General features: G+C 63.2%; 15 protein-coding genes and 1 pseudogene. 12 read left to right on the top strand and 4 right to left on the bottom strand.

From position 1 onward, the window contains the following. Window positions 1-46: 46 nt before the first annotated feature. Window positions 47-532: a hypothetical protein gene (locus FMM02_RS00870; RefSeq protein WP_147493102.1), complete on the top strand. Its 486-nt coding sequence runs from the start codon at window positions 47-49 to the stop codon at window positions 530-532. Between the two features lie 62 nt (window positions 533-594). Next, a complete protein-coding gene (gene dnaE, locus FMM02_RS00865; protein WP_147494912.1) occupies window positions 595-4,056 on the top strand; it encodes a DNA polymerase III subunit alpha in 3,462 nt (1,153 codons plus the stop codon). A gap of 283 nt (window positions 4,057-4,339) precedes the next feature. On the opposite strand, the pseudogene mtgA reads toward dnaE, so the two are convergent. Beyond that, window positions 4,340-5,059: pseudogene (gene mtgA / locus FMM02_RS00860) on the bottom strand (monofunctional biosynthetic peptidoglycan transglycosylase); the annotation flags it as partial. A 195-nt stretch (window positions 5,060-5,254) separates the two neighbouring features. On the opposite strand from mtgA, the gene FMM02_RS00855 reads away from it, so the two are divergent. The 3 genes from FMM02_RS00855 (at window position 5,255) to alaS (ending at window position 10,536) form a co-directional block, all read left to right on the top strand. Further along, window positions 5,255-6,889: a hypothetical protein gene (locus tag FMM02_RS00855; RefSeq protein ID WP_147493100.1), complete on the top strand. Its 1,635-nt coding sequence runs from the start codon at window positions 5,255-5,257 to the stop codon at window positions 6,887-6,889. Between the two features lie 95 nt (window positions 6,890-6,984). Further along, on the top strand, window positions 6,985-7,836 hold the full coding sequence (locus FMM02_RS00850) for an NAD-dependent epimerase/dehydratase family protein (RefSeq protein ID WP_147493099.1): 852 nt from the start codon (window positions 6,985-6,987) through the stop codon (window positions 7,834-7,836). 45 nt (window positions 7,837-7,881) lie between these two features. Continuing rightward, entirely contained in the window at window positions 7,882-10,536 is a 2,655-nt protein-coding gene (alaS, locus tag FMM02_RS00845; protein WP_147493098.1) for an alanine--tRNA ligase, read from the top strand. On the opposite strand, the gene FMM02_RS00840 is transcribed toward alaS, so the two are convergent. Then, window positions 10,533-12,305, bottom strand: a complete 1,773-nt coding sequence (locus FMM02_RS00840; protein ID WP_147493097.1) for a cation:proton antiporter domain-containing protein — start codon at window positions 12,303-12,305, stop codon at window positions 10,533-10,535. The genes alaS and FMM02_RS00840 overlap by 4 nt on opposite strands. Before the next feature lie 122 nt (window positions 12,306-12,427). Here FMM02_RS00840 and FMM02_RS00835 point away from each other — a divergent pair, with 122 nt between their 5' ends. Beyond that, window positions 12,428-13,621 carry an FAD-dependent oxidoreductase gene (locus FMM02_RS00835; RefSeq protein ID WP_246104790.1) on the top strand — a complete coding sequence of 398 codons (1,194 nt, stop codon included), beginning with the start codon at window positions 12,428-12,430 and terminating at the stop codon, window positions 13,619-13,621. Here FMM02_RS00835 and FMM02_RS00830 read toward each other — a convergent pair. Both FMM02_RS00830 and FMM02_RS00825 read right to left on the bottom strand, forming a co-directional pair. Then, a complete protein-coding gene (locus FMM02_RS00830) occupies window positions 13,618-15,234 on the bottom strand; it encodes a nitrilase-related carbon-nitrogen hydrolase (RefSeq protein ID WP_147493095.1) in 1,617 nt (538 codons plus the stop codon). The two genes, FMM02_RS00835 and FMM02_RS00830, sit on opposite strands and share 4 nt — an antisense overlap. A gap of 1 nt (window position 15,235) precedes the next feature. Further along, complete coding sequence (locus tag FMM02_RS00825; RefSeq protein ID WP_147493094.1) at window positions 15,236-16,471, bottom strand: NADP-dependent isocitrate dehydrogenase; 1,236 nt, start codon at window positions 16,469-16,471, stop codon at window positions 15,236-15,238. A 114-nt stretch (window positions 16,472-16,585) separates the two neighbouring features. Between FMM02_RS00825 and FMM02_RS00820 the strand changes: the two genes are divergently transcribed. The 6 genes from FMM02_RS00820 (at window position 16,586) to frr (ending at window position 21,732) form a co-directional block, all read left to right on the top strand. Next, window positions 16,586-17,317: a phosphatidylserine decarboxylase gene (locus FMM02_RS00820; protein ID WP_147493093.1), complete on the top strand. Its 732-nt coding sequence runs from the start codon at window positions 16,586-16,588 to the stop codon at window positions 17,315-17,317. Continuing rightward, window positions 17,314-18,108 carry a CDP-alcohol phosphatidyltransferase family protein gene (locus FMM02_RS00815; RefSeq protein WP_147493092.1) on the top strand — a complete coding sequence of 265 codons (795 nt, stop codon included), beginning with the start codon at window positions 17,314-17,316 and terminating at the stop codon, window positions 18,106-18,108. The genes FMM02_RS00820 and FMM02_RS00815 overlap by 4 nt, the downstream gene beginning before the upstream one ends. A 445-nt stretch (window positions 18,109-18,553) precedes the next feature. Continuing rightward, complete coding sequence (gene rpsB / locus FMM02_RS00810; protein ID WP_147493091.1) at window positions 18,554-19,309, top strand: 30S ribosomal protein S2; 756 nt, start codon at window positions 18,554-18,556, stop codon at window positions 19,307-19,309. Window positions 19,310-19,399: 90 nt separating this feature from the next. Then, window positions 19,400-20,344 (top strand): translation elongation factor Ts, encoded by a 945-nt coding sequence (gene tsf / locus FMM02_RS00805; protein ID WP_147493090.1) that lies wholly within the window; start codon window positions 19,400-19,402, stop codon window positions 20,342-20,344. A 104-nt stretch (window positions 20,345-20,448) separates the two neighbouring features. Continuing rightward, window positions 20,449-21,171 carry a UMP kinase gene (gene pyrH / locus FMM02_RS00800; protein ID WP_147493089.1) on the top strand — a complete coding sequence of 241 codons (723 nt, stop codon included), beginning with the start codon at window positions 20,449-20,451 and terminating at the stop codon, window positions 21,169-21,171. A gap of 3 nt (window positions 21,172-21,174) precedes the next feature. Beyond that, window positions 21,175-21,732, top strand: coding sequence for a ribosome recycling factor (gene frr / locus FMM02_RS00795; protein ID WP_147493088.1), 558 nt, complete (start codon window positions 21,175-21,177; stop codon window positions 21,730-21,732). The last annotated feature ends 2 nt before the right edge of the window (window positions 21,733-21,734 follow it).

Here is a 21,734-nt window from a genome sequence, read left to right as displayed (position 1 = left end):
GCAGTGCAGAATTGACCGTGAATGTCGGTCCCTCGGAGGAATGCCCATGTTCACCGCGATACTTCCGGTCCTGCTGCAGGCCGCGCAGCCCGCGGCGTGCACCGCGCCCGAGCATCGCCAGTTCGACTTCTGGGTAGGCCGCTGGAGCGTCACTCCGACGGGCAAGATGAATGTCGTTGCCGAAAGCCTGATCGAGAAGCTTTATGGCGGCTGCGTCATTCGTGAAAACTGGATGCCGCTCACGGGAACGCCGGGCGGCAGCCTCAACAATTTTATCGACGGCCGCTGGCATCAGACCTGGGTCGACTCGGCGAATTCGCGGGTCGAGTTCAGCGGCGGGTTCGTCGACGGCCGGATGGTGCTACTCGGCTATTGGAAAGGGGTGAACGGCCCCGGCAAGGATGCATTGATCCGCATGACCTACACGCAAGGAAGTGACGGGTCCGTTCGCCAGCATGGCGAGCAGTCCACCGACCATGGCCATAGCTGGTCGACCAGCTTCGATTTCACCTATCGGCCCAAGGATCGATAAGCGCCGAATAATTCCTGTTCGCCGGGTGGAGAATTGATGAGCGCTTGGCCATAGTGGCAACGATGTCCGCGCCCTATGTCCCACTCCGCGTGTTTTCCTCCTTCACAATGCTGGAAGGGGCGATCGAGCCCAAGGCGATCGCCAAACATGCGGCACGGCTGGGATTTCCCGCCATTGCCATCAACGACCGCAACGGCCTTTATGCCGCAATGCCGTTCGGGGATGCCTGCATCGAAGCAGGCGTTCAGCCGGTGGTTGGGGCCATGCTGGCAGTGGCGCGTCCAGCCGACATCGGCCCGTCGGGCGCGATCGACTGGCTGGTCCTGCTGGCGCAGGATGAACAGGGCTACGCAAATCTTTGCCGGCTGGTCAGCCAGGCCCACCTCGACCGCCCGGCGCACGAGGCGCCCCATGTCGCGCTTGCTGCGCTTGAAGGCGCAACGGACGGGTTGATCGCGCTCACCGCAGGCAGCGAGGGTGCCATCGTGCGCCTGCTTGCCGATGGGCAAGCAAGCAAGGCTGCGGGCTATGCCCGGCGCCTCAATGCCTTGTTCCCGGACCGGCTCTATGTCGAAGTATCGCGCCGCGGCGACGTTGCCGAGCAAGCTGCTGAAGCTGCGCTGATCGACCTTGCCTATGCCCTCGAGGTTCCGCTCGTAGCGACCAATCCGGCCCAATATGCGGAGCCACACTTTCATGCGGCACATGACGCAATGTTGTGCATCGCCGGATCCACCTATGTCGAGAACAATGACCGGTCGACGAGCTCGGCCGAAGCTTGGTTGAAGCCCGCCTCCGCGATGGAAGCGTTGTTCGCAGACCTTCCCGAAGCGATCGCCAATACCTCGGTCGTAGCCCGGCGCTGTGCAGTCGCAGCGCCGAAGCGGCGGCCAATTTTGCCGCGCCTCAGCGATGACGAGGACGAGACCCTGCGGCGGGAGGCGCATGCCGGCCTTGACCAGCGCATTGCCGGCAAGCCCGAACCCGACCAGCAAAGTTATCGCGAACGGCTCGAATTCGAGCTCGATGTCATTACCCGGATGGGTTTCGCCGGCTACTTCCTGATCGTCGCCGACTTTATCAAATGGGCCAAGGCCAACGATATCCCGGTCGGTCCGGGCCGCGGATCGGGCGCAGGCAGCGCGGTCGCCTGGGCGCTCACCATTACCGACCTAGACCCGATCGAACTGAACTTGCTGTTCGAACGCTTCCTCAATCCGGAACGCGTGTCGATGCCCGACTTCGACATCGATTTTTGCGAAACCCACCGCGACAAGGTGATCAGCTACGTCCAGGCGAAATATGGGCGCGACCGGGTGGCGCAGATCATCACATTCGGCCGCCTCAAGGCGCGCGCGGTGCTGAAGGATACCGGGCGCGTGCTGCAGATGAGCTATGGTCAGGTCGATCGCCTGGCGAAGCTCGTTCCAAACCACCCCACGGATCCCTGGACCCTCGAACGAAGCCTCAACGGCGTGTCGGAGCTGGAAAAGGAGTATCGTTCGGATTCCGACGTCAAGCGGCTGTTCGACCTGGCCATGAAGCTAGAGGGCCTGCCGCGCCACAGTTCGACCCATGCCGCTGGCGTGGTGATCGGCGACCGGCCGCTGGCCGAGCTGGTCCCGCTTTACCGCGATCCCCGATCGGACATGCCGGTGACCCAGTTCGACATGAAATATGTCGAGGGGGCCGGCCTGGTGAAGTTCGACTTCCTCGGACTCAAGACCCTGTCCGTCCTGAAGGAAGGGCAGCGCCTGCTCGCCCAGCGAGGCATCGAGGTCGATTATGCCGCGCTGCCGTGGGACGACCCGGCGGTTTATGAGTTGCTGCAGCGTGGCGACACGGTCGGCGTATTCCAGCTCGAATCCGAAGGTATGCGGCGGACGCTGGCGCAGGTCAGGCCGTCCAATTTCGGGGATATTATCGCGCTTGTCTCACTCTATCGGCCTGGCCCGATGGACAACATTCCCCTGTTCGGCGACCGTAAGAATGGCCGCGTTCCGATCGCCTATCCGCACCCGATGCTCGAAGGAGTGCTCAAGGAAACCTACGGCATTTTCGTCTACCAGGAACAGGTGATGGAAGCGGCGCAGGTGCTAGCCGGTTACAGTCTCGGCGACGCCGACCTGCTTCGACGCGCGATGGGCAAGAAAATCCAGAGCGAGATGGACGCGCAGCGCGCCCGCTTCGTCGAGGGCGCCGCGAAAAACGCGATCTCGGCTGCCAAGGCCAATGAACTGTTCGACTTGATCGACAAGTTCGCGGGCTATGGCTTCAACAAGAGCCACGCCGCGGCCTATGCGCTCGTTGCCTATCACACGGCCTGGCTGAAGGCGCACCATCCAGCCGAGTTTTTCGCTGCGTCGATGAGCTACGACATGGCCCAGACCGACAAACTGGCGCTGTTTGCAGAGGACATGCGGCGCAGTGGGATCGAATGCCTGCCGCCCGACGTCAACACGTCGCGGGCCGACTTCTCGGTCGAGGTCCAGAGCGAGGCAACAGCAGTGCGCTATGCCTTGGGCGCGCTCAAGGGCGTCGGCGAGAAGGCGATGGAGTCGCTGGTCAAGGAGCGGGAGGACAAGGGGCCATATCGCAGCCTGGACGATTTCGCCGCACGGATTGACCCCAAGATCCTCAATCGTCGGCAATTGGAGAGCTTGGCAGCCGCGGGGGCGTTCGATGAGCTGAACCCGGACCGGCCGACCGTCCACGCCGGCGCGGAAATCATCCTGGCGCACGCTTCGGCCGCCCACGACCAGCGGACCAGCGGCCAGCACGGCCTGTTCGGCGGACCATCCGAGGAGTCGGCTACCGCAATCCGGCTGCCGAAGGATGTCCAGTGGACGCTGGCCGAACGGATGGCGGCGGAGCGTGAAGCTTTCGGTTTCTTCTTTTCTGCCCATCCAGTCGATGCCCAGCGCCACCTGCTGAATGCCCACAAGGTCAGAAGCTTTGCCGAGGTCGCGGCGCTTCCCGCACCCGCGGACGGCGGCCGATCCAGTTCCATGCTCGCCGGCCTGGTAGAGAGCGCGCGCTGGCGCGTCTCGGCGAAAGGCCGCCGCTTCCTGACGGCGACAATTTCCGACGCAAGCTGCCAATATGAGGCGACCGCCTTCGACGAGGAACCCTCCGCGGCGCTGGAAGACGCGGCCAAGTCAGGCGTCTGCGGGTTGATGACGGTAGAACTCGACCGGCGGCCGGGGGATGACACGCCGCGCGTGACCGTGAAGCGGTTTCAGTCCCTCGACAGTCTCGCCAGCAAGACCCGCCTGGCGCTTACGCTGCACCTGGCCGATGCCGGGCGCATTGCCGAAGTGGCCCGCGAACTGGAAAAGGCACGCGGCGGAACGGGCTTGGTCCGTGCCGTGCTGTCGATCAGCGAAGGACGCCAGGCGATATTAGCGCTTGGTCGTGACTTCGCACTGGACGCGGACCTGGCGGCTCGCCTCAGCCGGATCCTCGGCGAAGGGGCAGTGGAGCTGAGCGCGCAGGAGCCGCCGAGGCTGGCCTTGGTCAGCTGACCCCGGGAGGCTGGGACGGCGGCGGCTGCGTGGAGGATGGCGCCTGGGCGGGTGGTGGTTGCGAAGCAGGGGTGTCTTGCGAAGGTGCGCCGAAGTCAGGCGCTAGCTCCGCATCCGACGGTGTGGTGGCGGCACCGAAGTCGTCCGACGTTCCTTCCATCGGCGGATCATCGACAGAGGATTCGGGCGGCGGCGGTGTTGCCGTTTCATAATCCGTGCCCGGAAGCTCGCGCTGGCGGCTCGGCGGCGGCGTCTTGTCGCGCGGTGCCGCGACGCCGCGATAGACGCAGGCATCGAGGCCGTCGCGCCGGACCTGGCCGATCCGGGCATTGATCGTGTTGCCGTAGCGCCGGGTGAAGCCCTGCGGAGTGATCGCGCCGCGCTTCTTGGGGAGTGGCAGGACCGCGGCAATCCGCGCTGCCTCGGTCGCGCTCATGGCGCTGGCGTCATGGCCGAAGTAGCGCTCTGACGCGGCGTTGGTGCCGTACGTGCCGATCCCGGTCTCCGCGATGTTGAGATAGACCTCCATGATCCGGCGCTTCCCCCACAGTTTTTCGATGAGGAAAGTGAAATATGCCTCCGCCACTTTGCGCGGATAACCGCCGCCCTGCCAGAGAAAGGCGTTCTTGGCGGTCTGCTGGCTGATCGTCGAGCCTCCGCGGATTCGGCCGCCGCTGGCATTGCGCCGAGCCGCGTCGCTGATCGCGTCCCAGTCAAAACCTCCATGCTGGCAGAATTTGCCATCTTCTGCGGCGATGGCTGCTCGCACCATGTCGCGGTCCATCTCATCAAGGCTCATCCAATCCTTGGTCACGCCCCGGCCCGAGACGAGGTCGCCGGCCATCGTCAGCGTCAACGGCGGCGGCACGAAGCGGTAAAGCAGGACCCACAGGACACTGAGCAGGATCGCGCCGAAGAAAATCCGGACTAGCCATCCGAAGAAGCCGCGCCCTTTTTTGCGGCGCCGATAGGTCGGAATGGTTGCGCGAGAAGATTTGGCCATGGGGCTTGCTAGCCAGAATGACGGGGAGTCGTCGAGAGGCGAAGTCGGCGTGAAGCTGAACGCGCGATAAATCTCCCGTTGTTTCGGGCAGTAAACGGGGCAGCCCGAGCGGCAAAGGCGCCGGGTTCAGCGTCGGAACAGGATCCAAACCCTATCTTATACCGTTGATCAGAAAAGAATTTATGGGAGGTCTCTATGACCCGGATGATTTGGATGCTGAGTGCCGCCGCGCTGGCCGTCACGGCCCCGGCGGCCGCGAAGGATCGCGGCGAAGGCAAGGGGCGCGAAGCGGCCTCGGAGCGCAAAGCCGAACGGCAGCAGCGTGTCGAGCGTCAACGTCCGCAGCGCGTCGAGCGCCAACAGGTGCGTAAGGAAGCACGCGAGGCCAGGCCCGCCGAAGTCCGCAAGGAGCGGCGTGCGGACCGGGTAGACCGCAGTCAGCGGGTTCAGGAGCGCCGTGTTGAGCGTCCCCAGCGCGTCGAGCAGCGCAAGGATCGCCGAATCCAGCGTGCCGAACGCCAGCAGGTTCGCCGGGCTGAGCGTCCCGAACGGTTCGATCGGGAAATGCGCAAGGCAATGCAGCGTCAGCAGCGCGAAGTTCGCAAGGCGGACAACCGGATCGACCGGGACATCCGCAAGGGATTCGAGCACCAGCAGCGCGAGGCTCGCAAGGCGGACAAGCGGATCGACCGCGACCTGCGCAAGGGATTTGAGCGCCAGCAGCGCGAGGCTCGAAAGGCAGACAAGCGCATCGACCGTGCCGAGCGCCGAATCCTGCGCGACGACCGCTACTTTGCGCGCGATGACAGACAGGCAATCCGCTGGCAGGCGCTAGGTGACCGCCGCGCGGATCGTATTCGGTGGGACCGCGATGTCGTACGCGATCGAATTCGCCAGCATCGCAAGCCGTCGGTGGTGCAAGCCTTGCTGGTCGGCCAACAGGTCGATCGAAACTGGTACGACAGTTACATGCCGCTCAGTTATCGGACGCGTTATGTCGACACGCCCGATTATTATTACCGTTACAATGATGACGGCTATGTCTATCGGATAGATCGCGACAATGACATCGTCTCCGCGCTGATCCCGCTGTTGGGAGGGACCATGTCCAGCGGATATTATGGCGTTGGGCAGGCAATGCCTTACGCTTATCGCAGCGGCTACGTGCCCTATGGCTACCAGAGCCTCTATTACGATACGCCGGACTCCTATTACCGCCATGCCGGCGGGGCGATCTATCAGGTCGATCCGACGTCGCAGCTGATCATGGGACTTGCCGCGCTTCTTACCGGGCAAAACCTGGGGATCGGGCAGATGCTGCCTGCGAGCTACGACGTCTATAATGTGCCGTTCCAGTATCGTGACCGCTATTACGATACGCAGGACGCCTGGTATCGCTATGGCGACGGCAACATCTACCAGGTCGATCCTTATTCGCGGCGGATTTCGGCCAGTTATCCGATCTACGGCGACAGCTATATGGTCGGAGACCCGTGGCCGGTTGCCTATCCGGACTATAATGTCCCCTATGGCTACCGCGACCTTTACGGCGACACGCAGGCGTGGGATTACCGCTACGCCAACGGCGCCATTTACCAGGTCGATCCGGACACCCGGCTTATCCAGGCGCTGGTGGCGCTGGTGACCGGCAACCAGTTCGCGGTCGGGCAGCCAATGCCGTTGGGCTATGACATCTACAATGTGCCCAGCGCCTATCGCGACCGCTACTATGATTCGCCCGACCGCTGGTTTCGGTATGACGATGGCGTGATTTACGAGGTCAATGCACGCAATGGCCTCATCGAACAGGCTATCCCGATCTACGCCTGACCCCGATTGCAGTGACAGTTTGGACAGTGGTGAGCGAGGCTCGCCGCTGTCCAATCCGGTTGAGGGCCGCGCCCGACTGTCTTAACCAGCGGGCGATGCGGATTTTGGTCACCGGAGCAGCCGGCCTTGTTGGCAGCGCAATTGCACAGCGCCTGGCCGCCGACCATGACGTTATCGGCATCGATATCCTTCCCGGAGCGAAGGTGGATATTGTCGGCGATTGCCGAAGCGTGACGGAATGGGGCCGAGGCATCGGCCGCATCGACGCCGTCGTCCACAGCGCGGCTCTTCATGCACCGCATGTCGGCCATCGGTCGGACACGGCATTCCGCGAGATCAATGTGGACGCGACCCGGGGTTTGATCGACTTCGCGCTCGATCGCGGAGCGGAGCACTTCATCTACACGAGCACGACCTCGCTTTACGGTCATGCGCTCGAGGCGCGAAATCAGGCGGTCTGGGTCGATGAAAGCCTGCAGCCGCAACCACGTGACATTTATGACGAGACCAAGCTTGCCGCCGAGGCGCTGGTTGCTTCGGCGGGAGGTTCGATGACGACGACCATCCTGCGCATGTCGCGCTGCTTTCGGGAGCCTGCTGCTGCGATGGCCTGGTACCGGCTCTACCGGGGGATAGACCGGCGCGACGTCGCGCAGGCGCACGCGCTGGCGCTGGGACGTTCGGGCGCCCCGGCCATTTATGTGATCAGCGGTAACTCCCCGTTCCAGCCGGAGGACTGCAGCGAACTGCTGTCCGCCGCGCCGAACGTGATCGCCAAGCGTTGTCCCGACCTGATCGGTCCGGCGCAAAGCGCGGGATGGCCGGTGCCGCAGTCGATAGACCGGGTCTATGACAGCCGCCTCGCCGTGCAGGCGCTTGGCTTTTCCCCTCGGTTCGGAATGGCGGCATGTCTGGCGGGGGATTGGGACCCTGCGCCCGCCGGTTGAACGCGTGGCTTGCCGCATTGCAGCAACTTCCATATTTGGCGCTGCATGACATCGACCAATGACATCCGCCGCGGTTTCCTCGATTTTTTCGAGAAGGAGGGACATGCCCGTGTCCAATCGGCGCCGTTGGTCCCGCACAACGATCCGACGCTGATGTTCGTCAACGCCGGTATGGTGCCGTTCAAGAATGTATTCACGGGTCTTGAATCTCGACCCTATTCGACCGCCAGCAGCAGCCAGAAATGCGTTCGCGCCGGGGGTAAGCATAACGACCTCGACAATGTCGGATATACGGCGCGCCATCACACCTTCTTTGAAATGCTCGGGAATTTTTCCTTCGGCGACTATTTCAAGGAACAGGCGATCCATCACGCCTGGTCGCTGCTGACCAAGGAGTGGGGGCTTAGCCCCGAACGGCTGACTGTCACGGTTTACCACACCGATGATGAAGCCTTCGATCTGTGGAAGAAGATTAGCGGCTTCGAAGACCGGAAGATCATCCGCATCCCGACCAAGGACAATTTCTGGGCAATGGGTTCGGACGGGCCTTGTGGGCCCTGTTCCGAGATATTCTTCGACCATGGCGACCACATCCATGGCGGTCCTCCCGGCAGCCCGGACGAGGATGGCGACCGCTTCGTCGAGATATGGAACCTTGTTTTCATGCAGTTCGAGCAGGCCAACGACGAAATCGTCGGCGAACTGCCGAACAAGTCGATCGACACCGGCATGGGCCTCGAACGCATTGCCGCGGTGATGCAGGGGGTCCACGACAATTATGACACCGACACGTTCAAGGCGTTAATCGCGGCGTCGGAGGAACTGACGAGGACCCGCGCCGAGGGCGAACAGCAGGCATCCCACCGGGTGATCGCCGACCATCTGCGCGCCGCGGGTTTCCTCGTCGCCGATGGTGTTCTTCCGGCGAACGAAGGCCGTGGCTATGTCCTGCGTCGGATCATGCGCCGGGCCATGCGCCACGCCCACCTGCTCGGCGCCAAGGAACCGCTGATGCATCGCCTGGTGCCCGAGCTGGTGGCGGAAATGGGGAGCGCCTATCCCGAACTGATCCGCGCGCAGCCGCTGGTCGAGGCGACGCTGCTGCAGGAGGAAACCAGGTTCCGCCAGACGCTCGCCAATGGCCTAAAGCTGCTCGACGAGGCGACGGGCGACATGCCGGCCGGCGGAACGCTGCCGGGAGAGACTGCATTCAAACTCTATGACACCTTTGGTTTTCCCTACGACCTGACCGAGGATGCGCTGCGGGCGCGGGGCCTGACGGTAGACCGCGCCGGTTTCGATGCAGCGATGGCCGAGCAGAAGGCCGCTGCGCGGGCGGCGTGGAAGGGCTCGGGCGACAAGGCGTCCGAGGAGCTCTGGTATGACCTTGCCGAACAGCATGGCTCCACCGAGTTCACCGGCTATGCCGGCCATGAAGGCGAGGGCGTCGTCCTGGCGATCGTTAAGGACGGATCCAAGGTCGAAACGGCCAGCGCGGGCGACGAGGTGACGGTGCTGCTCAACCAGACGCCCTTCTACGCCGAAAGCGGCGGCCAGGTGGGCGATGCAGGCACATTGTCGTCGCTCAACGGTCTTGCTGCGGAAGTCGAGGATACTTCCAAGCCCCTTGGCAGGCTCCACGCCTTGAAGACGCGCATTGTCGCCGGTTCGCTGAAAGTCGGCGATACTGTCCAGCAGCAAGTCGATGCCGAGCGGCGGTCCGCGACGCGCGCAAACCACAGCGCCACCCATTTGCTCCACGCGGCGCTGCGCAATCGCCTTGGCGGGCATGTCACCCAGAAAGGCAGCCTGGTCGCCCCCGATCGGCTTCGGTTCGACTTTTCGCATCCCAAGGCACTGACCCTTGAGGAGATCGCGCAGGTCGAAGCGGATGTGAATGAAGAAATCCGGGCCAACGAGCCAGTGCTCACCCGGCTGATGACCCCGGACGAAGCGGTCGAGTCCGGCGCGCTTGCGTTATTCGGCGAAAAATATGGCGACGAGGTGCGTGTGCTCAGCATGGGGCGCGCCAGCGATCGTCATTATTCGGTCGAGTTGTGCGGCGGCACGCATGTTAACGCGACGGGGGACATCGCCCTGTTCAAGATCATCGGCGAAACTGCAGTATCGTCGGGCGTTCGGCGGATCGAGGCGTTGACCGGCGCGGGCGCCCTTGCCTGGCTCAACGCTCGCGACCAGCGGCTGCGCGATGCCGCGTCCAGCCTCAAGGCGTCGCCTGACGAAGTGCCGGCGCGCGTCGCTGCCCTCGTCGATGAACGCCGCAGGCTCGAGCGCGAGCTGGCCGACGCCAAGAAGGCGCTGGCGATGGGAGGCGGAGGTTCGTCGGCCGCGACCGGCCCCGAGCAGGTCGCGGGTTATGCGTTTCTCGGTAAGGTCGTGGAAGGGCTCGATCCCAAGGGATTGCGCGGCGAAGTCGACGGAATGAAGCAGCAGCTCGGCAGCGGCATCGCTGCCCTTATCGCCGTAAATGACGGCCGCGCGAGCGTTGCCGTGGGGGTCACCAATGACCTGGCCGGGACCGTAAATGCCGTAGACTTGCTGCGGGCCGCGGTCGCGGCGCTAGGCGGGCAGGGCGGCGGCGGACGTCCGGACATGGCGCAGGGAGGCGGACCCGACGGATCGAAGGCGGATGAAGCGCTGCAGGCTGTGCGCGACGCGCTGCAATCGGTATCCGCCTAAGTGGCTCGATCGGCGTCCAGGCGGCGCCGGCCCAGTGTCGGTTCGACGTCAAGGTCGCCGGCTTCCATGATTTCGGCCCGCAGCACGCTGCGCTTTTCATGGATCGAGGCGATCACCGGCCCCATCGCGACGCCGATATCGACCAGCACCGCTTCCGACAATTGCAGCGACGCTTCAAGCGCCTCGGGTACGGCGTCTGTTACCCCGGCCCGATAAAGGGCGGCAGCATGATCGGTATCGCGGGCGCGAGCAATGATCGGCAATTCGGGATGATCGTCGCGCAGCCGCTTGGCAATCCGCGCGGTAAGGACCGGGTCGTCCATCGTCAGGACCACGGCCTTGGCCTCCTCCAAGTGCAATTTTTCGATCAGTTCCTGTCTCGAGATGTCACCGTAAACAACGGAATATCCTTGACTTCTTGATTCGGTGAAACCGTCGATGTCGCTGTCGATCGCTAGATACGGCCGCTTATGTTCCTGCAACATGTCGGCAATCATCCTGCCGACCCGTCCGAAGCCGAAAATGATCGTCATTCCCGCGGTCGGGCCGAGATCGGTAACCGTCAGCGCGCTGCGATCGACGCGCCGGCCCATGCGCCGGCCAAGGCTGGCCAGCAATGGCGTGATGGTGAGGCCGATCGCGGTTGCCGCTGACCAGAATGCTACTGTTTCGCTGCGCAAGATGCCGGCAACACCCGCAGCGCCAAGGACGATGAGCGTGGTTTCAGACGGGCTGGCCATCAGCACGCCGGTCTCCGCCGCAACGCCGCTGCGCGCCCCGACCATCCGCAAAAGCAGGCCCGTGACCAGCGCCTTGACGACAAGCACGGCCGCTAGCGCGCCTAGCAGCATTGGCCAGTCGCTGATGAGGGCGCCGACATCGATGCGCATGCCGACCGTGATCAGGAATACGCCTAATGCCAGTCCCTTGAACGGTTCTGTTACCACCTCGACTTCGCTGCGATAGTCCGTTTCGGCGATCACAAGCCCCGCGACCAACGCGCCCATGATCGGCGATAGCCCGACTGAGGCGGTCGCCGCCGCCGCGAGGATCACGACGAGCAGGGAAATTGCCAGGAACAGTTCGGGCTTCTTCGACCGGGCGGCCTGGGCGAATAGGCCGGGCAGCACGAACCGGCCGAGAACCAGGATCGCGAGGATGACCAACGAACCTTCGATGGCCACGCGACTGAGCGTCGTCGTTTCTGCGGCCGCCGCGCTGCCGGTCGCGCCGATCAGGAACAACATGGGGACCAGCGCGAGGTCCTCGAACAGCAGCATCGCCAATGCGGCCCTGCCAACCGGGCTCCTGGTCCCGGAGATTGGCAGGACAAGCGCGGTGGAAGACATCGCGAGTGCCAGCGCAAGCCAAAGCGCGCTCTGCGTCTGCCAATCGATAGCGATCAGGAACGCGCCGATCAGCATCGCGGTCAGCAGCATTTCCGCAGCGCCGATTCCGAACACCATCCGGCGCATCGCGATAAGCCGGCGGAAACTCAGCTCTAGCCCGATTGAGAACAGCAACAGGACGATACCCAGTTCGGCAAACGGGGCAATGCCCTCAGGGTCTGTGATCGAAACCCATGACAGCCAAGGGTATTGGCCGGTTAGCGCACCAAGTCCGAAGGGGCCGGCGATGATTCCAACCAGGATGAACCCAATGACGGGGTTGATCCGGAACCGGGCAAAGGTGGGAATAACGATCCCGGCCGCACCGAGAATGGTGAGCGCATCGCTCAGCGCGGGCGTGATCGTCAGTTCGCTGGCCATTCGCCCTTGAAGCACGCCCGGCCCGCGCTGTCACCGCATCCCGGTCCAATCTCGTGGCGTTGCGGATCGAGGGCGGCGCGGCGGGGCTTGAAATTGACGTCATGGCGTCGTCCAATCGCGCAATGACCGATGTGCTGATTGTGGGAGGCGGGCCTGCGGGCATGATGGCGGGCCTGCTGTTCGCCCGGGCCGGCATTTCGGTACGAGTGGTGGAAAAACATCCCGACTTCTACCGCGATTTCCGGGGGGACACGGTTCATCCGTCGACAATGGAAATCCTCGATCAGCTGGGCATGCTGCGACGCTTTCTGACGCGCCCACACGACCGTATCGACAAGGCGAGGATTCGGATCGGGGACGAGGAGTTCACTATCGGTGACCTCTCCCATCTCGACACGCCGGCGCCATTTATCGCGATGATGCCGCAATGGGATTTCCTCGATTTCCTCCGTGACGAGGCCGCGGCATTCCCGACCTTCTCGCTGGCGATGAACGAACCCGTCGCAGACTTTCTCGAGGAAGGCGGTAGGATCGTTGGCATTCGCTATATGTCCGGACGGGAAGAGCGGGCCGGAAAGCTGGTGATTGCCGCCGACGGCCGATCATCGCTGGTGCGTTCGCTCCGGATCCTCCCGCTCACGGTGCTGGGCGCGCCGATGGACGTGCTGTGGTTCCGTCTGCCCAAGATCGATGAAGGGGGCGATTCGCTGCGCGGGTCGGTCAGGCCGGGTCGGATGGTCGTCCTGATTGACCGCGGCGATTATTGGCAGACCGCATTCCTCATCGCCAAGGGCGAGGAGGCCAAGGTGAGGGCCAAGGGTATCGAATGGCTGCTGGACGAGGTGCGCGGCGCCTTTCCCGACGTCCGGTTAGAGGGCGACCTTCCGGCCAGACAGGACGACATCAAGCTTTTGTCGGTCAGCGTCGACCGTCTCGACCGCTGGGCCAGGCCGGGATTGCTGGCGATCGGCGATGCGGCCCATGCGATGAGCCCAATTGGCGGCATCGGCATAAATCTCGCGATCCAGGACGCGGTGGCCGCCGCCAACGCCCTGGCCCGGCCAGTGAGAGAGGGGAGGGAGGTCGATGCCCTGCTGGCGCAGGTTGAACGGCGCCGCCTCTTCCCGACGCGCCTCATCCAGAGCGGGCAAGTCGCTGCGCAGAACGGGATTATTGGCCGGGTACTGGCCGGAGGATCAGTGCGCCCGCCGCGAATTGTGCGGTTGCTCGATCGCTATCCGTTGCTGCGACGCATTCCCGGGCGGATGATCGGTCTGGGAATAAGGCGCGAGCGGGTTCGCTCTCCGATGGCTTAACCGCCGCCAGGCCCATGTTTTCCGGCGGACGTCGGGGCGATCGCCAATTCCCGGCGATGCTGCACCGGATGGCGGTTCCAATTGACGTTGTAGAGGTCAAAGCGGCGATCGGCGAGATTGCGCACGGTCCCCTCCGCGCGCGCCCAACTCAGATCGGCGAGGTTAACCTCGCTAATGGTCATGGTTTCGACGTTCTCGGTCGCCTCGGCGGCAATGCCGTCACGCGCGAAGGGGAAGTCGCACGGAGTCAGGATGCAGCTTTGCGCATATTGGACGTCCATGTTGTGAACGTTGGGGAGGTTGCCGACATTCCCCGACATGACGACGAAACACTGATTTTCGATGGCCCGCGCCTGGCAGCAGTAGCGCACCCGCAAATAGCCTTGGCGGCTGTCCGTGCAGAACGGCGTGAAGATGATCCGCGCACCTTGGTCGACCAATCGGCGGGCAAGCTCGGGGAACTCGCTGTCGTAGCAGATCAGAACTCCAATCGGACCGCAGTCGGTCTGGATGGCGTCGATGCTGTCACCGCCCTTGATGTTCCACCAGTAGCGCTCGTTAGGGGTCGGGTGGATCTTTTCCTGCTCGTGGACCGCACCGTTGCGAAGGCAGATGTAGGATACGTTCTGAACGTCACCGTCGTCGGCAAGCGTCGGATGGGACCCGCCGATGATGTTGATATTGTAGCGCATCGCCATGTCCGCCAGCGCCTTGCGGATTTCCGGCGTGTAAGTGGTGAGGCGGGCGATTGCGTCGACCGGGCTCAATTCCTGCGGCTCGTAAGACAGGAGCTGCAGCGTGAACAATTCTGGAAAAACTACGAAGTCCGACTGATAACCCGCTGCAACATCAACGAAATATTCGATATTGGAAATAAATTCTTCGAAGTTCGCGACGGCGCGGGCCTGCAGCTGACAGGTTGCAATGCGGACGCTTTCAACGCCCCTTGGGACACGGAATTTCTTGGGCTGGTCGTGATCGACGTAGGGATTGCGCCACACCATCAGCGCGGCATTGCCCAACGACTTGGCGTCGGAGGGCAGGTAATCCTCCATCACGTCGACCGCTTCGAACCCGTTGGCCAGCTGGAAACGGATCACCGGATCGTGAATCTCCCCGGCGGCGACAGCGGCCAGGTAGGCGCGAGGATCCGCGAATTTTTTCCGATATTTGGCGTAATTCGGCATCCGGCCGGCGAAGATGATGCCGGAAAGGTCGAGCCGTTCGACCAGAGAACGGCGCTCGGCATAGATGCGCCGGCCGATCCGGCTGCCCCGCACTTCGGGGTCGACGCACATTTCGTACCCATAAAGCCATTCGCCGTTGGGGTCGTGACGCGAGCCATAGCCGGCGCCCGTGATTTCCCGCCAGCTATGCTGCGTCATCGCCAGCGCGCCGGCAATCCGCATCGAGGCGCAATATCCGACATATTGATCGTCGAGGACGGCAACGAAGCAGCCCTCGGGATAATTGTTGATCTGGCCGCGGACTTCGCCGGGCGTGTAGGTCGGCAGGTCCTTGTAGCAGCGCTTGACCAGCGCAACGATGCCGGGAACGTCGTCCGGTGTCGCTGCCCTGATTTCGAGGCGCGCTTTCGAGTTCTGCCGAACCACCTTAAAGCGCCGCGGCCGTTTCCGGCGAAGCCATGGCCTTCTCCAGGTTCTGGCGGATGGCCTCGAAGAATTGTTCGGTGGTCATCCAGGCCTGTTCGGGCCCGACGAGAAGCGCGAGATCCTTGGTCATCTTGCCGCTTTCGACGGTTTCAATGCAAACCCGCTCCAGCGTTTCCGCGAACCGGACCACTTCGGGGGTTTCGTCGAACTTGCCGCGGAACTTGAGGCCGCCGGTCCAGGCGAAGATCGATGCGATCGGGTTCGTCGACGTCGCCTTGCCTTGCTGGTGTTGGCGATAGTGACGGGTCACGGTGCCATGCGCGGCCTCGGCTTCGACCGTTTTGCCGTCCGGGGTCATCAGCACCGAGGTCATCAGGCCAAGCGAGCCGAAGCCCTGGGCGACCTGGTCAGACTGGACGTCGCCATCGTAATTCTTGCAGGCCCAGATGAATTTTCCGCTCCATTTGAGCGCGGACGCGACCATGTCGTCGATCAGGCGGTGCTGATATTCGATCCCGGCCTTCTCGAATGCCGCCTTGAACTCGGCTTCGTAAATCTCCTGGAAGATGTCCTTGAAGCGGCCGTCATAGGCCTTGAGGATGGTGTTCTTGGTCGACAGATAGACCGGCCACTGCCGCTGAAGGCCATAATTCATGCAAGCCCGGGCAAAGTCGCGGATCGACTCGTCGAGGTTGTACATGCCCATGGCAACGCCGGCAGAGGGGAAGTCGAACACTTCATGCTCGATCGTCTGTCCGTCTTCGCCGACGAACTTGATGGTCAGCTTGCCCGGACCGGGTACTTTGAAGTCCGTGGCCTTGTACTGGTCGCCGAAGGCATGGCGGCCGACGACGATCGGATCGGTCCAGCCGGGGATCAGCCGGGGCACATTCTGGATGACGATCGGCTCACGAAAGACGACGCCGCCAAGGATGTTGCGAATCGTGCCATTGGGCGAACGCCACATCTTCTTGAGCCCAAATTCCTCGACGCGCTGCTCGTCCGGCGTGATCGTCGCGCATTTGACGCCGACGCCGTGCGTCTTGATCGCCTCGGCGGCCTCCACCGTGATCCGATCGTCGGTCTCGTCGCGCTTCTGGACCGAAAGGTCATAATAGAGCAGGTCGACGTCGAGATAGGGAAGGATCAGCCGTTCGCGAATCCATTCCCAGATGATCCGGGTCATCTCATCGCCGTCGAGTTCGACGATCGGGTTCTTCACCTTGATCTTCGTCATTGCGCAGGCCCTGCTTTCGTTCGTTCTGAGGTTGTCGCGGGCCTTAGGCAGTCGTGCCGGGCATGGCAACCGCACTCCATTGTGCAGCCGCATCGGCCTGTCTAAGGAGGGGCCATGCCTGCAATCGACAAGCCCGACAGCCAGCTGACCGCAGTCAAATGGCGTTTTCCTTCGGTCCATCCCGAGGGTCGCAAATTCACCCTGATCTCCGCCTTCCTCGCACTGATCGGATTCACCGCGCTGCCGGACATCTTCGGCTGGCTGCTGGTTGGCCTGACCATCTGGGTGGCGGCTTTCTTCCGGGATCCGGTTCGGACAACACCGCAGAATCCCAGTCTAATCGTTGCCCCGGCCGACGGGCTGGTGACCATGATCAGCCGCGTGCGCGCGCCGCTGGAGCTGGCGGGAGAGAGCGGGCTTTCGGGCGAGTTCACCCGTGTTTCGATTTTCATGAGCGTGTTTGACGTACACATCAATCGCTCGCCGATCGCCGGAACGGTCAAACGCATCGCCTATGTGCCCGGCAAGTTCCTCAACGCGGACTTGGACAAGGCCAGCGAGGACAATGAGCGCCAGCATTTCTTGGTCGAGCGCGAGGATGGCGTTGCAATCGGATTTACCCAGATCGCAGGTCTTGTCGCCCGGCGGATCATGTCCTTCGTAAAGGAAGGTGACCGCGTAGCCGCTGGCGAGCGGATCGGTCTCATCCGCTTTGGGAGCCGGGTCGACGTGTTCCTTCCGGCGGGCACCGGTCCGGCCGTGATCCTCGGCCAGCGCACGATCGCCGGCGAGACGATCCTCGGCGAGCTCGGCATCGATCCCCAGCGTGGCGGCATCAGCCAGTGAGCGAGCTGTCCGACCAGCGGGGCATCCCGCTTCGGGCGTTCGCGCCCAACGCGATTACGGTGCTGGCGCTGTGTTTCGGCCTGACGGGCGTGCGCTTCGCGATCACTGGCGACTGGCCGCAGGCGCTGGCCTCCATTGTGCTGGCGGGGGTGCTTGACGGTTTTGACGGCCGCATCGCCCGTTTGCTCAAGGCCCAAAGCCGGTTCGGCGCGGAACTCGACAGCCTGTCGGACAATATTGCCTTCGGTACGGCGCCCGCGCTGATCGTCTTCCTTTGGTCGCTGCAGGATGCTCCGCGATTCGGCTGGATTGCCGCTTTGGCGCTGGCGGTGTGCTGCGCCTTGCGACTTGCGCGCTTCAACGCCCGGATCGATTCCGGTGACCAGCCGCACAAGTCCGCCGGGTTCAATACCGGGGTCCCGGCGCCGGCGGGCGCGGGACTGGCCTTCATGCCCATTTATGTGTGGCTGATCAGCGGGAACGATCTGTTTCGCAGCTGGGTGCTGGTGCTTCCCTGGACGCTGTTTATCGCCTTGCTGATGATTTCGAGCGTCCCGACCTATAGCTGGACCTCGATCCGCATCCGTCGCGGGTGGAGGCTTTTTGCGCTTGCCGGTGTCGCGCTGCTGGGCGCGGCGTTGCTCAATGCGCCCTGGGCGACGTTGCTGATCCTATCGCTGGCCTATCTTGCGATGCTGCCGTTCAGCATGGCCAGCTATGCCAGGGTCAAGCGGCGGCGCGCAGCCGGGGCTTTGCCCGCAGCGGCTGCTGCACCTGAAGGCGCGAACTGAGCCTGACAGTGATTGGCCGGGCGGCCTGAGGCGGATTTGCAAGCCAGCTATTACCGGCAAGTGCAGCGAGGACCTTCGCCCCGTCCTGACGCGCCATGCCGGCCAGCAATCCCAAGACAAGCCCTAGAGCGACGACCGAGGCGAGCATGGCAAACATTGGCAGTTCCTCTCGTTTTGCGCTGAACAGTTGAGGAACACGGTGGGTTCCAAACCAGCCGTCAGCGGCACTGATTTGAGTGATGTTCCCGTAATGTTCTGACCTTGTCAAGGCCAATGTTCCTTTTTCGTTCTACTCTGAGCGTCGCCCCGCCACGACCAGCGCTTGAAATGACGGAGCGCTTGGGCTAGGGGCGCCGCCATCCCACAGGTGGAACTCCCATACCGGTGCCGGCCATTGGCCGGTGACACGGTTCCACCGAGGCATAACCGGAAGGAGACTATCCCTATGGCGACCAATGTCGTCACCATGCAGCAATTGCTCGAAGCCGGAGCGCACTTCGGCCACCAGACCCATCGCTGGAACCCGCGGATGAAGCCGTACATCTTCGGCGACCGCAACGGCGTGCACATCATCGATCTGTCGCAGAGCGTTCCGCTGTTCGCCCGCGCACTCGATTTCGTGCAGCAGACCGTCGCCCGCGGCGGCAAGGTCCTGTTCGTCGGCACCAAGCGCCAGGCTCAGGACGCGGTAGCGGAAGCGGCCCGTTCGAGCGGGCAACATTTCGTCAACCACCGCTGGCTCGGCGGCATGCTGACCAACTGGAAAACCATCTCCAACTCGATCAAGCGCTTCAAGAGCCTGGAAGAGCAGCTGTCGGGTGACACCGCCGGCCTCACCAAGAAGGAAGTGCTGCAGCTGACCCGCGAGCGGGACAAGCTCGAGAATTCGCTAGGCGGCATCCGCGACATGGGCGGCCTGCCCGACGTGATGTTCGTGATCGACACGAACAAGGAAGAGCTGGCGATCAAGGAAGCCAATGTGCTGGGAATTCCGGTCATTGCCGTCCTCGACAGCAATTCGAACCCGCAGGGCATCGCTTTCCCCGTCCCGGGCAATGATGACGCGAGCCGCGCCATCCGCCTTTATTGCGAAGCAGTGGCCGGTGCGGCCAGTGCCGGCAAGACCGGTGGCGCCCAGTCGCGCGGTGAAGATATCGGCGCGATGGCCGAGCCGCCGGCGGAAGCCGCGCTCGAGGCTTAAAGCCCTTCGCGACCTGACAATCGGGGGCGCGTCGCGGGGGTGGAATATCCCGCGGCGCGCCCCATTTTCCCATTTTCGGAGGATAGAAACATGGCTGAAATCACCGCCGCTTCGGTGAAGGAACTGCGCGAGCGCACGGGCGCCGGCATGATGGACTGCAAGAAGGCGCTTGCCGAGAACAACGGCGAGATGGAGGCCGCGGTCGATTGGCTGCGTGCCAAGGGCCTGGCAGCCGCCGCCAAGAAGGCTGGCCGCACCGCAGCCGAAGGCCTGGTCGGCGTTGCTGTCGCCGGGACCAAGGGCGCGGTGGTCGAAGTCAATTCGGAAACCGACTTCGTAGCCAAGAACGAGCAGTTCCAGGAATTTGTTCGCAACGTGTCCGAACTGGCGCTTGCCGCTAACGGCGACGTCGACGCGCTCAAGACGGCTGCCTATCCGGGTGGCGGAACGGTCGAGGAAAAGCTTACCGATAATATCGCGACGATCGGCGAGAATCAGTCGCTGCGCCGCGCTGCGCTGCTCGAAGTGCGCGAAGGCGCCGTCGTCAGCTATGTCCACAATGCGGTTGCAACCGGCATGGGCAAGATCGGCGTGCTGGTCGCGCTCGAAAGCGCGGCTCCGGCCGACACGCTTCAGGCGCTTGGCAAGCAGATCGCGATGCACATCGCGGCCGCCAACCCGCTGGCCCTGGATGCCGACGGCCTCGACGCCGCGCTGATGGAGCGCGAGCGGGCAATTGCCATCGAAAAGGCCAACGAGAGCGGCAAGCCGGCCAACATCGTCGAAAAGATGGTCGAAGGCTCGATGGCCAAGTTCCGCAAGGAAAACGCACTGCTCAGCCAGCTGTTCGTGATGGACAACAAGACTCCGGTCGCCGACGTCGTTGCCCAGGCGGGCAAGGATGCGGGTTCGTCGATCACGCTGAAGGCCTTCGAGCGTTTCCAGCTGGGTGAGGGCATTGAGAAGGCGGAAAGCGACTTCGCCGCCGAAGTCGCCGCCGCCGCCGGCGTGAAAAAGGACGAGCCGGTCGCCTGAACGCGCCGCTTGCCGCCATCATAGGCGGTTGGCATCAGGGCGGGTGCGCCGTAAGAGCGCATCCGCCCTTCGCGTATCTGGCCCAGACGAGGAACGACCTTTCCATGACCCGACCCCGCTTTAACCGAATCCTGCTGAAGTTGTCGGGTGAGGCGTTGATGGGGGCGGGACAGTTCGGGATCGACCCCGACACGGTCGCCAACATGGCAGCCGAGGTAAAGGCCGCCAAAGAGCAGGGCCTGGAGATCTGCCTGGTCATCGGCGGCGGGAATATCTTTCGCGGCATGGCCGGCGCTGCCAAGGGCATGGACCGGGCCCAGGCCGACTATATGGGCATGCTGGCCACGGTGATGAACGCGCTCGCTGTCCAGAATGCACTGGAACAGATGGGCGTGGAGACTCGGGTCCAGTCGGCAATCAAGATGGACCAGGTTTGCGAACCGGTCATCCGCCGCCGCGCGGAGCGCCATCTCGCCAAGGGCCGGGTGGTGATTTTCGCCGCTGGTGTCGGAAGCCCCTATTTCACCACGGACACCGGCGCCGCGCTGCGGGCCGCCGAAATGAAGTGCGACGCGCTGTTCAAGGGCACCAGCGTCGACGGCGTTTACGACGCCGATCCCAAGAAAAAAGCCGGAGCCAGGCGCTATGACACGATCGGCTTCGATCGCGTGCTGGCCGATGATTTGAAGGTCATGGACGCCAGCGCCGTGGCCCTTTGCCGAGACAACAACATCCCGATCGTTGTGTTCAACATCCGCCAGCCGGGCAATCTTGCCGAAGTGCTGGCCGGACGCGGAACTGCCACGGTCGTCAGAAACGAGGAGTAAGCGATGCCCGCCTATGACAAGAACGACATCCAGCGCCGCATGCATGGCGCACTGGAATCGTTGAAGCACGACCTGGCCGGTCTCCGTACCGGCCGCGCGTCGACCGCCTTGCTCGATCCGGTCCAGGTCGAAGTCTACGGTGCGAACATGCCGATCAACCAGGTCGCCACCGTGTCTGTGCCCGAACCGCGGCTGATTTCGGTGCAGGTATGGGACAAGGGCAATTTGTCGTCGGTCGAAAAGGCGATCCGCAACGCCGGCCTGGGGATCAATCCGATCGTCGACGGGCAGATGATCCGCCTGCCGATTCCCGACCTGACCGAGGAGCGGCGCAAGGAATTGGCCAAATTGGCGGGCCAATATGCCGAAAAGGCCCGGATCGCAGTCCGCAATGTCCGCCGTGATGGCATGGACGCGCTGAAGAACGACGAGAAAAAGAAGGAAATCAGCGAGGACGAGCATAAGCGGCTCGACACCGAAGTTCAGAAGATGACCGACGACACGATCAAGGAGATCGACGCAACGGCTCATGCCAAGGAACAGGAAATCCTCGGTAAGTGACG

The organism is Sphingomonas xanthus (assembly GCF_007998985.1).
Lineage (GTDB): Bacteria > Pseudomonadota > Alphaproteobacteria > Sphingomonadales > Sphingomonadaceae > Sphingomicrobium > Sphingomicrobium xanthum.
Note: the sequence above shows the minus strand (reverse complement) of the source record. Positions and strands in the feature narration are given on the sequence as shown.